General features: G+C 59.5%; 11 protein-coding genes and 2 pseudogenes. 5 read left to right on the top strand and 8 right to left on the bottom strand.

Annotation, left to right across the window (positions count from 1 at the left end):
* The first annotated feature begins 153 nt into the window (after positions 1-153).
* The 3 genes and pseudogenes from fahA (at position 154) to AAAK34_RS15300 (ending at position 3649) form a co-directional block, all read left to right on the top strand.
* Positions 154-1464, top strand: a complete 1311-nt coding sequence (gene fahA / locus AAAK34_RS15290; protein WP_231694533.1) for a fumarylacetoacetase — start codon at positions 154-156, stop codon at positions 1462-1464.
* 31 nt (positions 1465-1495) lie between these two features.
* A complete protein-coding gene (dinB, locus tag AAAK34_RS15295) occupies positions 1496-2773 on the top strand; it encodes a DNA polymerase IV (RefSeq protein ID WP_231694463.1) in 1278 nt (425 codons plus the stop codon).
* A gap of 23 nt (positions 2774-2796) precedes the next feature.
* Positions 2797-3649, top strand: a pseudogene (locus AAAK34_RS15300) (enoyl-CoA hydratase-related protein).
* A gap of 50 nt (positions 3650-3699) precedes the next feature.
* Here AAAK34_RS15300 and queF read toward each other — a convergent pair.
* The 7 genes from queF to AAAK34_RS15335 form a co-directional block, all read right to left on the bottom strand.
* Positions 3700-4554, bottom strand: coding sequence for an NADPH-dependent 7-cyano-7-deazaguanine reductase QueF (queF, locus tag AAAK34_RS15305; RefSeq protein ID WP_231694461.1), 855 nt, complete (start codon positions 4552-4554; stop codon positions 3700-3702).
* An 8-nt stretch (positions 4555-4562) separates the two neighbouring features.
* Positions 4563-5477 (bottom strand): alpha/beta fold hydrolase, encoded by a 915-nt coding sequence (locus AAAK34_RS15310; RefSeq protein WP_231694460.1) that lies wholly within the window; start codon positions 5475-5477, stop codon positions 4563-4565.
* Between the two features lie 56 nt (positions 5478-5533).
* Positions 5534-6382: a 2OG-Fe(II) oxygenase gene (locus AAAK34_RS15315; protein ID WP_231694459.1), complete on the bottom strand. Its 849-nt coding sequence runs from the start codon at positions 6380-6382 to the stop codon at positions 5534-5536.
* 12 nt (positions 6383-6394) lie between these two features.
* Complete coding sequence (gene yaaA / locus AAAK34_RS15320; RefSeq protein WP_231694458.1) at positions 6395-7168, bottom strand: peroxide stress protein YaaA; 774 nt, start codon at positions 7166-7168, stop codon at positions 6395-6397.
* A gap of 849 nt (positions 7169-8017) precedes the next feature.
* Positions 8018-8791, bottom strand: coding sequence for a 3-hydroxybutyrate dehydrogenase (locus tag AAAK34_RS15325; RefSeq protein ID WP_231694457.1), 774 nt, complete (start codon positions 8789-8791; stop codon positions 8018-8020).
* Positions 8792-8924: 133 nt separating this feature from the next.
* On the bottom strand, positions 8925-9566 hold the full coding sequence (locus tag AAAK34_RS15330; protein ID WP_231694456.1) for a CoA transferase subunit B: 642 nt from the start codon (positions 9564-9566) through the stop codon (positions 8925-8927).
* 11 nt (positions 9567-9577) lie between these two features.
* Complete coding sequence (locus AAAK34_RS15335) at positions 9578-10279, bottom strand: CoA transferase subunit A (protein WP_231694455.1); 702 nt, start codon at positions 10277-10279, stop codon at positions 9578-9580.
* Between the two features lie 88 nt (positions 10280-10367).
* On the opposite strand from AAAK34_RS15335, the gene AAAK34_RS15340 reads away from it, so the two are divergent.
* Complete coding sequence (locus AAAK34_RS15340; RefSeq protein ID WP_231694454.1) at positions 10368-10943, top strand: PAS and helix-turn-helix domain-containing protein; 576 nt, start codon at positions 10368-10370, stop codon at positions 10941-10943.
* Between the two features lie 584 nt (positions 10944-11527).
* Positions 11528-12120: pseudogene (locus tag AAAK34_RS15345) on the top strand (peroxidase-related enzyme).
* Between the two features lie 75 nt (positions 12121-12195).
* Here AAAK34_RS15345 and AAAK34_RS15350 read toward each other — a convergent pair.
* The gene (locus AAAK34_RS15350) at positions 12196-13101 is read right to left on the bottom strand and encodes a LysR family transcriptional regulator (RefSeq protein WP_231694452.1); all 906 of its coding nucleotides are present in this window, start codon (positions 13099-13101) and stop codon (positions 12196-12198) included.
* Positions 13102-13423 lie beyond the last annotated feature (322 nt).

Genomic DNA, 13423 nt, shown 5'->3' on the forward strand with positions numbered 1-13423 from the left:
CTCTCGTCAAATAAACTTATGCACCCCGGTCGGGGCTTTAGCCGCCTCATGATATCCGGCGGCACGCCGAGTTGAATTCGGCCATGCGGGCTCGCGTGCAGGTACCATCAACGTCATCGACATTTTTTTCCGCAATGCATGGGAGGCAGCATGATCCAGCTCAATGAAACGCACGAACCAACCCTCACCAGCTGGGTTGAATCCGCCAATGGCGGGCAGTCTGATTTTCCGATTCAGAACCTGCCGTTCGCTGTATTCCGCCGCCGAGGCACACAAGAGCCTTGGCGTGGCGGTGTAGCCATTGGAGATCAAATTGTGGACATGGCCGCGGCCGTGAAAGCTGGCCTTTTCGCGGGTGATGCGCTGCCAGCGGCGCAGGCCGCCGCTGAATCAACGCTTAATCACCTGATGGGGATGGGCCCTCTGCCCCTGTCGCGGCTGCGTGCCGCACTCTCGAAGGCCTTGCGAGCAGGCTCAGCGCAAGAGGCCACCCTGAAAGCATGCCTGGTGCCGCAATCGCAAGCCGAATACGCCCTGCCAGCACGCATTGGCGACTACACCGATTTCTACACCTCGGTGCACCACGCCACCAACATCGGCAAGCAATTCCGTCCGGACAACCCGCTGCTGCCTAACTACAAATGGGTGCCCATCGGCTACCACGGCCGCTCCTCGAGCATCGTCATCTCCGGTCAGGCATTCAAGCGTCCGAAGGGACAAGTGAAAGCGCCAGACGCGGACACGCCGCAAGTCAAGCCCAGCGCGCGCATGGATATTGAACTGGAAATGGGGATTTTTGTCGGTCAGGGCAATGATCTGGGCGACGCCATTCCCATCGAGCAGGCGGAATCGCACATTTTTGGCCTGGTGCTCTTCAATGATTGGTCTTCACGCGACATTCAACCCTGGGAGTATCAGCCGCTCGGCCCTTTTCTTTCAAAGAACTTTGCCTCCACCATCTCGCCATGGATCGTCACCATGGAGGCCTTGGCCCCCTTCCGTGCCGCATTCGGACACCCGGAGGGCGATCCGCAGCCACTGCCCTACCTCAGCAGTCCTGAAAATAGTGCGGCAGGCAGCCTGGACATTCAGCTCGAGGCGCTCATTGAAACGCCCAGAATGCGCGAAGCCAAGGCCGAGGCCGCCCGTATCTCTCTTACCAACTACCGCCACGCCTACTGGACGGCCGCACAGATGGTGGCTCACCACACGGTCAACGGCTGCAATCTGCAACCGGGAGACCTTCTCGGCACGGGCACCCTCTCCGGCCCGACACTGGATCAGGCCTGCGCACTGATTGAACTGACCAGCGGCGGCAAGAATCCGATTCAGTTGCCCAATGGCGAAAGCCGGGCTTGGCTGGAAGACGGTGACACGGTGATCTTGCGCGGCTGGTGCGAAAAGCCCGGTACAGCACGCATTGGCTTCGGCGAATGCGTGGGGACGGTGCTGCCTGCAAATTGATTAGCCAGCAGCGTCCAGGTTAGTCCATGAAATGAAGCCCCGCCGAATTGCCCACCTCGATATGGATGCGTTTTACGCCTCCGTTGAATGGCTGCGCTACCCTCAACTGAAAGGGTTGCCGATGGTGATTGGCGGCGCGCGGCGGCGCGAGGACGATCTTCTTGCGCGGCTGAACGAGACGCATCCGGAGCGCGAATGGACGACCGAGCACCTGGCTGAAATTCCGGTCGATTTCTTTCCGCTGCTGCGTGATTACGTGGGGCGAGGTGTGATCACCACGGCCACTTACCCGGCGCGGCAGTTCGGCATCGGCTCGGCCATGGGTTTGATGAAAGCGGCCAAACTGTGCCCGCAGGCCATTTTGCTGCCGGTAGATTTCGAGCAATACCGCAAGTATTCACGGATCTTCAAACAGCTGATCCGGGAAATTGCCCCGATCATGGAAGACCGCGGGGTGGATGAGGTGTACATTGACTTCACCGACGTGCCAGGCGGCCAGCGCGAAGGGGGGCGTGTGCTGGCGCGGTTGATCCAGAAAAGCATTGCAGACGCCACCGGACTGACATGCTCCGTCGGTGTGGCGCCCAACAAGCTGATTGCCAAAATGGCGAGCGAGTTCAACAAGCCCAACGGCATCAGCGTGGTTCGCGAGAGCGATTTGCAAAGCTTGATCTGGCCCCTGCCCTGCCGCAAGATCAATGGGATTGGCCCGAAGGCCGACGAACGCCTGAAGAGTCACGGCATTCACACCATAGGCGAGTTGGCTGCTCGTGACCGTGCCTGGCTAATCGCCCACTTCGGAAAATCTTACGGGGCGTGGTTGAACGACGCGGCGCATGGGCGTGACGAGCGTCCCGTGGTGACTGAAAGCGAACCCGTCAGCATGAGTCGGGAAACCACTTTCGACCGGGACCTGCACGCGGTGCATGACCGCGACACCCTGGGTGCAATTTTCACCCGCTTGTGCGAGCAAGTTGCAAGTGACCTGACTGCCAAAGGGTACAAGGGGAAAACCATCGGTATCAAGTTGCGGTTCGACGATTTCAAGATTGTCACGCGAGACCAGAGCATGGACATCTACACCTCGGACGCCAGACTGATCCGCCGCGTGGCGGGGCAGTGCCTGAAGCGCGCCGACCTATCCCGCCGCTTGCGTCTGTTGGGAGTGCGTGTAGGCTCCCTGGTAAAAGCGGATGCTGCGGAGAATGGTTCGCGCCCCTATACCGCAAGCCCTGACGCCAACGCCCCTTCCCACTCCTCTGCCGTCCGTGCCAGAGAGCCGAGGGCGCTGACGGGAGAGTTGTTTTAACAAGATATTGAGGAGATGACGCCTTGACCTTGCTACCCGAACTCAGCTGCTTTTCACTGACCATCTCCAACCAGGTTGCACACCTGGTGCTGAGCCGCCCTGAGGCCATGAACACCATGAACCCGGCGTTCTGGAGGGAGCTGGACCAGGTATTGACGCATCTCCACCAGGGCAGCCATGCGCGAGCGCTGGTCATCTCCAGCACTGGCAAGCATTTTTCTGCGGGTATGGCGCTTGAGGTCTTCGGAGGCGCCATTCAGATGGACGATAAAAGTCCGGAAGGACGGGCGGCGATTTTCGATTTACTGACGGGCATGCAGGCTACTTTCAGCAAAATAGAAAACCTTCGCATACCCGTCATCGCGGCTCTTCATGGCGGCTGCATCGGTGGTGCCGTGGATATGGTGACTGCAGCCTGTATTCGTTATGCCAGTGCCGACGCATTTTTCTGCATCCAGGAAATCAACATTGGCATGGTGGCCGACGTGGGCACTTTGCAGCGTTTGCCCAAGCTGATGCCACTGGCTGTGGTCAAGGAACTGGCATACACCGGACGCCGGCTGAGCGCACAGAAAGCGCAGGAATACGGCTTGGTCAACGAGGTGTATGAAACGCAAGAAGCCACCCTCGCCGCAGGGCTGCAATGCGCGGCAGAAATTGCCGCCAAGCCACCCGTCGCGATCTGGGGAACCAAGCAAGCCGTGAACTATGCGCGCGACCACTCCGTGGAAGACAGCCTGAGGCAGATGGGCTGGCTGCAAGGCGCCATCTGGAGCAATGCGCATGTCCGGGAAGCAGTGACCGCAATGAAGGACAAGCGCGCGGCGCAGTTCCCCCCTTTCGGAACTTCACCCTTTTGACGAGTTCGGGCAGTAAAAAGCCCGCGTCCAGGCTGTGCGGCCCCCGTACAGAGCCGGCACTGAGCCCTATTGCCGAGCCATTCGCACGTTAGCCGGCAGCGGACAGGGGTGGCTGGTGCGCCAGGGGTTGATGTCCAAGCCTCCTCTGCGGGTGTAGCGAGCGTAGACCGCGAGCTTGGCGGGCTTGCAGCGCGTCCAGATGTCCATGAACATGCGCTCGACGCAATGCTCATGGAAGTCGTCATGGCCGCGAAAGCTGATGATGTACTGGAGCAGCCCAGCCTGATCGATTTGAGGACCGGTGTAGCTGATCTGAACGCTGGCCCAGTCGGGTTGACCGGTGACCGGGCAGTTGCTCTTGAGCAGACGGCTGGTGAGTGTCTCCGTCACGGGCTGCTCGTCTACGGCGGATGAAAGCAGCTCAGGCGCGGGGTGAAAGCGGTCGCAGTCGATGTCCAGGCGATCCAGGTTCAGACCGTCCATCTCGTGAATCGGCTCGCGATCGAAGTCGTCCGGCAGTACGAGTTTGACGCCTGCCGACGAACCGACCGGGCCGTCATGCCAAATAGCGGCACTCACATCGCTCCGAATACGCTGGCGCACTTCCTCGGAATCGGCCATGCGCGTGCCGTTGAAGCTATTCAGATAAAGCTTGAATGACTTGCTCTCAATGATGTGGGTACTCTCGGCAGGGATCATGAACTGTGCAATGGCCACTTGCGGCTTACCGCGCGCATTCAGCCATGAGAGCTCGTACGCCGTCCAGAGATCGGCGCCAAAGAACATGGGCCTGCCCTCAATGCCCATGGCCGCTCGTTGCGGCGCGCGGGCTATAGGAAAAAGCAGAAGGGGATCGTAATGATCGGTATAGGAAGTGGATCTTCCTAGCGGGGAGTCCGCTGCGCCTGGGGAATGATTCATGTGAGAACTCATGGCTTCCGGTGAGAGCTGTGCTCGGCCAGGAAAGGTAACAGTACATCCAGGACGCGACGCAGGATCTCGGGGTGGGGTGATGGTGCCAGATCGTGCGCCATGTCAGGAATAATTTGCAAACGCGCGCCAGGAATGCGCCGCGCTGTATCCACGCCGCAAGCCACAGGTACCAGAGGGTCTTCGGCACCATGAATGACCTGTGTGGGGCAATCGATGCGCGCGAGCATTTCGGCTCGATCCCCATCAGTGAGGATCGCGGCCAACTGCCTGTAGGTGGCAGCTGTGTCTGGCGGGTGCCTGCGGAGGGTTCGCTCGAACGCTTCGCGGAGCGCTGCTTCCGGTGGCGCAAGCGTGGGGCTGGAAATGGCCGTTAAAAATCGAAGATAGTAGCTCGCGAGGGCCTGGAGGTCCGAATGGCCACGTGGCTTGCTGGCAGCAGCCCGGAGCACCTCTGTGCTGGGCTTCATCAGGCCACGAGCACCGCTGCTACCCATGATGGAAGTCAGACTGCAAACGCGCTCGGGGGCGGCCAGGGTGAGGCGTTGACCGATCATGGCGCCCATGCTCATGCCCACGACGTGGACGCTGCGCACGCCCAGCGCATCCAGCAGGCCTAATGCATCGGCAGCCATGTCTGCCAGGGTGTAGGGGACGCGGGCGCCGAGGCCCAGCCAAGCCTGGGCAGCGACCCAGGGAATGCTGGGTGCAGGCTCCGCCACCTGGTGAGTGGACAAGCCGGAGTCGCGGTTGTCGAAGCGCAGCACCCGATAACCGGCATCCACCAACGCTTGTACCAAACCTGCGGGCCAGTGAATCAGTTGCCCACCCAAGCCCATGATAAGCAGCACCGTCTCACCAGAACCGCCAGAGTCTTCTACCTCCAGGGTGATGCCGTTGGCTTGGATCTTCATGGAGGCAACGCCTTCAGCGTCGTATGACGCTCATTTGCACACATGCTTGCGAGTTCCTAGCGAAATTCAGCTTCACGCAGCCATTTGGTGGCAATCCACTTTTCGCCAGCAATCACTGGTGCTCCAGCGTGAAGCGACTTGGTAGACGGGTGCGGACGTTCGTAGCTGAAGAAGACGGCATTGCCACGCTTGGGCGCCACCTCCAGGTGCACACCAGGGAAAGTAGTGCCCCCGCCCTTTTCGGGTTCGTTGAGGTACATGACCACCGTGCCGACACGTTGGCCACCTCGCTTCAAAATGGTGGCAGTACCTAGCTCAGCAGGGTCGAAATAATCGTAGTGGGGCCTGTATTCCGTGCCGGGCACATACTGCAGCACTTGAATGCCTTCCCCGTTTTGTACCGGCCAATTGACGAGCTTGGCTATGCGCGCTTCGATCCGCGAAACCAGCTCGTTCTCCCCGCGTTGGAAGAACATACCCTGGCTGGTGCGGTCTGCGTGCATTTCTTCGCCGCCTGTCTTGGTGGCGACCGTGAGCGATCGGCTCATGCGAGGCTTGGCAGCTTCGATCAGCGCGTCGCACTCCTCGTCGGACAGCAGGCCGCCGAACACCACCAGGCGCGGCAACGCCATGCTGCTCAGCACCGCCACGCGGCGGTCTCCGGCATCCAGATAGAGCGGAGAGTCTGAGATGTCAGGCTCCGGCACGGGTACTGCTGGTGGCAGGCCCTGGGCTTGCGCCTGATGCTCCAAATGGACGCGCAGCGTGGACTCCATGGCCTCGATAGCCACTTGTTCATCCCAACCTGAGGCCTTCATCGACTGGAGCACGGACTCCGCGCTGTGACCGGCCTGGGCCTGATCGATGATCCATTGGCGAAGCTCTGGGGTGATTTGCTGGGTCATGGAAGTTAACTTTCAACGTTTCCTGCGGAACACGAGCCTGTCCGGCTCGGAAGCAGCGGGTTCGAAAGCGTAACCTTCAAGGTCAAAAGCTTCCAGCCTTTTCGGGCTGGAGATGCGATGCTGTATGGCGTAGCGGGCCATCAACCCTCGCGCCCGTTTGGCGAGAAAGCTGATGATTTTGTACTGGCCGGACTTGTAGTCCTCGAATACGCATTCAATGACCCGCGCATTCAGGGCTTTTCGGTCTACCGATTTGAAATATTCCTGAGACGCCAGGTTGACGATGGTGGGTGCCTTGTCGCCATCTTGGCGTTCATTGAGGTAGTCGGCGATCTGGCTTCCCCAGAACTTGTAGAGATTGGGACCCTGGTCCGTTTGTAGCCGGGTGCCCATTTCGAGGCGATAGGGCTGCATGCGATCCAATGGGCGCAACACGCCGTAGAGGCCGCTCAGTATGCATAGGTGATCTTGCGCCCATTCGAGTTGGGCCGGGGTCAGGCTTTTGGCGTCCAGGCCGCCGTAGACATCGCCGTCAAAGGCCAGCACGGCTTGTTTGGAGTTTTTGGAGGTGAAGCGTGGCGACCAGGCCTCATAGCGCGCCACATTGAGTGACGACAATGCGTCGCTCAGGTGCATCAGCTCGGCAATCTGTGCAGGCGTTTTTTCGCGCAGAACCTTGATGAGTTCGGCAGACTGGCGGGTGAAGAGCGGCTGGGTGTGGGGGATGTCGGCCGGCACGGGGGTGTCATAGTCCAGCGCCTTGGCGGGGGAAAGAAGAAACAGCATATGGCCGATTTTGTACCATGACGGGGAAGGGGCTGTCTTGCCTTGAACTTCTTCGGCGCTGGTTGACTTGTGCCTGTGCCTGTGCCTGTGCCTGTGCCTGTGCCTGTGCCTGTGCCTGTGCCTGTGCCTGTGCCTGTGCCTGTGCCTGTGCCTGTGCCTGTGCCTGTGCCTGTGCCTGTGCCTGTGCCTGTGCCTGTGCCTGTGCCTGTGCCTGTGCCTGTGCCTGTGCCTGTGCCTGTGCCTGTGCCTGTCAATACTAATTGGCTTCAGCTCTCTGATACAGGTCGTATGCCGGGATGTGCGCCCGGCAGCGCACCTACTTTTCTTTGCTCCGCCAAAGAAACGTAGGCAAAAGAAAGGCGGCCCCACTTGCCGCGTCCCTGCGCTTCGCTTCGGGCAACCTGTGGTACTCGCACGAGGGGAGGCGCTCCGGAACTCGCTTTGTTCGCTTCGCTCTCGCCGCTCAAACATCCGGAGCGAGTCAGTTCACGAAGCAAGGGCATCTTGCAGTGCCCTTGCCCTCCCCTCGCGCTCCGTTCCTCGGCACGTCAAGAGGGGCAGGGAGACATGACTCGGGCCTTTGCTTCGCTCGGCCCTATAAGTTCTCTGATCAGCGCATGCTCACGCAGTGATGCGTATTCATGAGAAACAAAACTTTGAAAGCCCAAAAAGGCGTCCATCGTCCCTGTCTTTGTGGAGCGGCTTCAGCCGCGAAGGGTCACCGTCATCAATGGCGTCTAGTGTTCCGAAGGAAACCCATCGCGGCTGAAGCCGCTCCTACAAGCAAACCCTCTTGTTTCTCCCCGGAACGCCGAGCGCCGAAAGGCCCCTGGGTAGCTCTCAAGGCGATTACTGCGCCGTCCAGCCGCCGTCTGATGCCCAGGCTTGGCCGCGGACGTTGTCGGCGGCGGGGGTGCAGAAGAAGACCGCCATGCCGCCGAGTTGTTCGGGTGTGGTGAACTGAAGGGAAGGCTCTTTTTCTTGCAGGAGTTCTTTGGTGGCCTGTTCGACGCTGATTTTTTCGCGGGCAGCGCGGTCATCGATCTGCTTTTGCACGAGGGGCGTCAGTACCCAGCCAGGACAGATGGCGTTGCAGGTGATGCCGGTGGTGGCGGTTTCAAGGGCTACTGCCTTGGTCAGGCCAACGATGCCGTGCTTGGCCGCAACGTAGGCCGTCTTGCCGGCAGAGGCTACCAAACCGTGCGCCGAGGCAATATTGATGATGCGGCCCCAATTTTTCTCGCGCATGTAAGGCACGGCCAATCGCGTGGTATGGAAAGCCGAACTTAAATTAATCGCAATGATGGCATCCCAACGCTCGGGTGGAAAATTCTCGACGTTGGCCACATGCTGGATGCCAGCGTTGTTGACCAAAATGTCCACACCACCGAATTTTTCGGCGGCGAAGGCCATCATGGCCTCGATCTCTGCGGGCTTGCTCATGTCCGCCCCGTGGTATTCCACCTTGACACCCGTGGCGGCGATCTGGGCCTTGGGGCCCTCTACCTCACCAAAGCCGTTCATGACGATATTGGCTCCCTGCTTGGCCAGCTCAATAGCGACTCCCAGCCCGATACCGCTGGTTGAACCGGTGACCAATGCGGTCTTGTTCTTCAAATTCATGATCTGTTTTCCTGCGAGCTAAACCAAAAAACAATAAGCAGTGGTGGGCAGTCAGACCGTGTTCAAAGTCTCCTCGCGGGGTCCGTTGCCCTTCTTGCGCCGAGACTATGAACAGGCTCTTGAAGACCCGCGCTTACTTGAGCAAGGTTACCCCGGTCTTCGACTGGGCTTCCTCGAATGTGACGCCGTCGGCCAGTTCTGTAACTTTAAGACCTTTGTCAGTGACGTCGAACACACCCAGGTCCGTGATGATGCGGTCAACCACACCCACGCCCGTCAGCGGCAATGTGCACTCAGGCAGGATCTTCATGTCGGTGGTGCCGTCTTTCTTGCGCGCCACGTGCTCCATGAGCACGATCACGCGCGGCACACCGGCGACCAGGTCCATGGCGCCACCCATGCCTTTGACCATCTTGCCGGGGATCATCCAGTTGGCCAGATCACCTTTCTCGCTGACCTGCATCGCGCCCAGGATGCTCAGGTTGATCTTGCCGCCACGGATCATGGCGAAACTGTCGTGACTGCCAAAAATACTGCTGCCCTTGATGGTGGTCACAGTTTGCTTGCCGGCATTGATCAGGTCGGCATCGACCTCTGCCTCGGTCGGGAACGGGCCAATGCCGAGCATGCCGTTCTCGCTTTGTAGCCAAACTTCCTTGTCTGCCGGAACGTGGTTGGCCACCAGCGTGGGAATGCCGATGCCGAGGTTGACGTAAAAACCGTCTTCCAGTTCCTGCGCGGCGCGCGCCGCCATTTGATCTTGAGTCCAAGCCATGTCTGTGTCTCCTACTTGCCTTCGCGCAGCGTGCGCTTTTCAATGCGTTTCTCGGGACTGGGGTTGTGCACGATGCGATGCACGTAGATGCCTGGAAGATGAATGTCGTCGGGTCCCAGCTCGCCGGTGGCGACGATGCGCTCTACTTCCACAATGCAGATCTTGCCGGCCATGGCCGCTGCGGGGTTGAAGTTACGCGCTGTCAGGTTGAAGCGCAGGTTGCCGGAGCGGTCTGCCACATCGGCCTTGACCAGGGCCACATCTGGCACGAGCGAGCGTTCCATGACGTAAGTCTGACCGTCGAATTCACGCAGTTCCTTACCCTCGGCCACCAAGGTGCCTACGCCCGTCTTGGTGAAGAAGGCCGGAATGCCCGCCCCGCCGGCGCGCAGCTTTTCAGCCAGGGTTCCCTGGGGCGTGAATTCGAGCTCCAGCTCACCGGCCAGGTATTGGCGCTCAAATTCCTTGTTTTCGCCCACATAGCTGGCGATCATTTTCCTGATCTGCCGTGTTTCGAGAAGTTTGCCCAAACCAAAGCCGTCTACGCCAGCATTGTTTGACACACAGGTGAGGTCTTTCACGCCTGAGTCGTGCAGCGCCTGGATCAGGGCCTCCGGAATGCCGCACAGTCCGAAGCCGCCGACAGCCAACATTTGGCCGTCTTTGACGACGCCTTTGAGCGCCTCGTCAGCCGAGGGGAATATCTTGTTCACGGAATATCTCTCCAGTCAGGAAAAAATCGTCGGGGGGGTACAACGCGCCATGAACGATACTACGTATCTGGTTACGTAGTATTTCGTAATGGGTATCCCTAGCATCTCTGATCCGGCACCTGATTATCGAACGGCATTCCAGCTGGCGCCGGTGGGGCTTATTCTTTCTCGCCAGCGGATCATTGTCGACTGCAACGAGCGTGTCTGCGAGATTTTTGGGGCCTCGCCGGATCAGCTGCTTGACCAGAGTTTTCGCGTGCTCTACCCGAGCGCGGACGAGTACGAGCGCACAGGGGAACGTATTGCGCCGATTCTGAATATTCACGGCGTATATGCAGACAACCGCGTGATGCGACGCGTGGGCGGTCAGCGCTCGGGGGAAACCTTCTGGTGCCACGTGACGGGGCGAGCACTGGATCGTTCCGAACCTCATGCGGCGGGAATCTGGACGTTCGAGGATTTGAGTGCGCAGCGTCCGGTGACGGCAACGCTCACGGCCCGTGAGCGGGAGGTGGCAGCCCAACTACTGCGGGGGCTGACCAGTAAGGAAATTGGGCGGGAGTTGGGGGTCAGTCACCGGACTGTGGAAATTTACCGGGCTCGGTTGATGCGCAAGTATGGGGCTGGGAATGCTGCGGAGTTGGTGCAGAGGTTGATGGGGTAAGGGGTGGGGTTAAGCGTCTTTTTCTTTCCCGAGAGGCGGAGGAATTGGGCTGGGCTGGGCCAGGGAGCGGTACGGGTCTTTGGGTCTTTGGGTCTTTGGGTCTTTGGGTCTTTGGGGAGCTAAAAATCTTCTGCTCTTTGGTTGAGGTCGTATGCCGGGATGTGCGCCCGGCGGCGCAGTATCTTTCTTTTTCCGCAAAAAGAAAGACACCAAAGAAAAGGCGACCCCACTTGCCATGTCCCTGCGCTTCGCTTCGGGCAGCCTGCGATGCTTGATCGAGGGGAGGCGCTCCGGAACTCGCTTTGTTCACTGCGTTCTCTACGCTCAAACATCCGGAGCGAGTCAGTTCACGAAGCAAGGGCATCTTGCAGTGCCCTTGCCCTCCCCTCGCCCTGCGCTTCTCGGCACGTCAAGAGGGGCGGGAGACCTGACTCGGGCTATTGCTTCGCTCGGCCTTGGGTGCGATGCGGGCCTTTGCTTCGCTCGGCCTAGATTCACTGCTTTGCCTGCTGGGGGATTGGTGTGCAGGTCAGATGGCGCGGGGCATCCAGTAAGATGCGACCACATTCGCAGGAGATCAAGTCATGAGCCGCTATCCTCTCGCCGACATCAATTCCTTGCCGGAAGATATCAAGGCGAAAGTGCTTGAAGTGCAGGCTAAGGCTGGGTTTGTGCCTAATGTGTTTCTGGCGCTGGCGCGCAGACCCGCAGAGTGGCGGGCTTTTTTGCCTATCACGATGCGCTGATGGATCCGGAAAGTACTGGCCGGAGCAGCCGCCTTACGAAGGGCGATCGGGAGATGATCGTCACCACCACGAGCGCAGCCAATCAGTGCCTCTATTGCGTGGTGGCACACGGCGCTTTGCTACGGATCTACGAGAAAAAGCCAACCGTGGCGGATCAGGTGGCGGTGAACTACCGGAAGGCGACGGACATCAGCCTCAGGCAGAAAGCGATGCTGGATTTCGCGATGAAGGTGTGTCAACACTCGAACGAAGTGGACGATGCTGACTTCGAGGCCCTGCATGCTCACGGCTTCGACGATGAAGATATCTGGGACATCACAGCAATTACTGCCTTCTTCGGGCTATCTAACCGAATGGCAAGCGTTACGGGCATGCAACCTAATGCCGAGTTCTATCTGATGGGGCGGCTTCCCAGGGAAAAGAAGGCCTGACGAGGAGCAGCGGGTGCTGGGCTTCGCTTTGCTCAGAACGTGTTTCACGCGGCTTTCCCTGATGATTGCAAGCGGTCAACTGGATCCAGGCTCACCAATCTGTGCACCGCAATGGAGGATGAAATCGAGCAAGGCCTGACCGTGCTGCTTGCGGCGATGCAACACAATTCCAAGGCGCCGTTTGGCTTTGGGCAAGTCGGCACGCACGAGTGCCAGGCGGCCGTCTTGGAGTGATTCCTGCACGGCATACCTGGATAGGCAGGAGATGCCGCTGCCGCACGCCACCACCCGTTTGATAGCCTCCGTACTGCCTAGCTCCATAGCCACCTTGACCTGCGGAAGATGGCTGAGCAGCCACTCGTCTGCCACCTGTCGGGTGCCTGAGCCCAGTTCGCGCAGAACCCACTGCGATTCAGCCAGCTCTCGCTGGGTGGCCACGCGCCCTGCCAGCGGGTGACTTGGCGCTGCAATGATGATCAGCTCATCATCAAGCCAGGGATGAATGGTGACTTCAGTGTGGGTCTGCGGGCCTTCCACGAAACCAACATCGACTTCCAGATCGGCCACGGCGTCGATCACGTCCTTGGTGTTGCCGACTCGAGCCTGAATAAGGCTTTTCGGCCATGCCTGAACCCATGCGGCGATACGGTCAGGCAGCAGATACTCACCAATGGTGAAGCTCGCCGCGATGCGGATGTGTGCACCTCTTTCAGACTGAAAGAGCGATTGAATATCCCCCGCCTGCTCGAGCACCGCCTGCGCCGGCGCCAACAGTGCTCGACCGTTGGCGTTCAACACGAGCCGCCGGCCCACCCGGTCGAACACGGCCACACCAAGGGCGGCTTCAAGTTCAGTCAATGCGGAGCTCGCCGCCGACTGAGAACGCGAGGTCTCCGCAGCCGCCGCATGAGTGGTGCCCGTGCGTGCCAAGGCGACAAAGACACTCAGCTGCCGTAGCGTAAGTCTAGGGATGCCCTGCATAACCCTCGCGAGTCGGTGGTGGTGCGGATCGGAATGAGGTGCAAGGCATCTTTTTGCAGCCGATAGCCCAGCTATTGGCAAGAAACGCAACGCAGCGGATCGCCCAAGGCCGCGCTGCCACAGACCGCAGCGAGTTATGCAGGGCATCCCTGGGCAATTGATCTGATTTTTCGATCATTCTGAACACCATTATCCGCTTTTACTCTTTATGACTCCCGTATACGATCTATAGCACTTCAAGTAATAAGTAAAAGTGGAGCACCCCACGCATGAGCCGTTCGGAGACCTCGCCGCTGCATAACCCCCTGGCACCGCCACTACC

Source organism: Ottowia caeni (assembly GCF_050821495.1).
In the GTDB taxonomy this organism is placed as follows: domain Bacteria; phylum Pseudomonadota; class Gammaproteobacteria; order Burkholderiales; family Burkholderiaceae_C; genus Ottowia; species Ottowia caeni.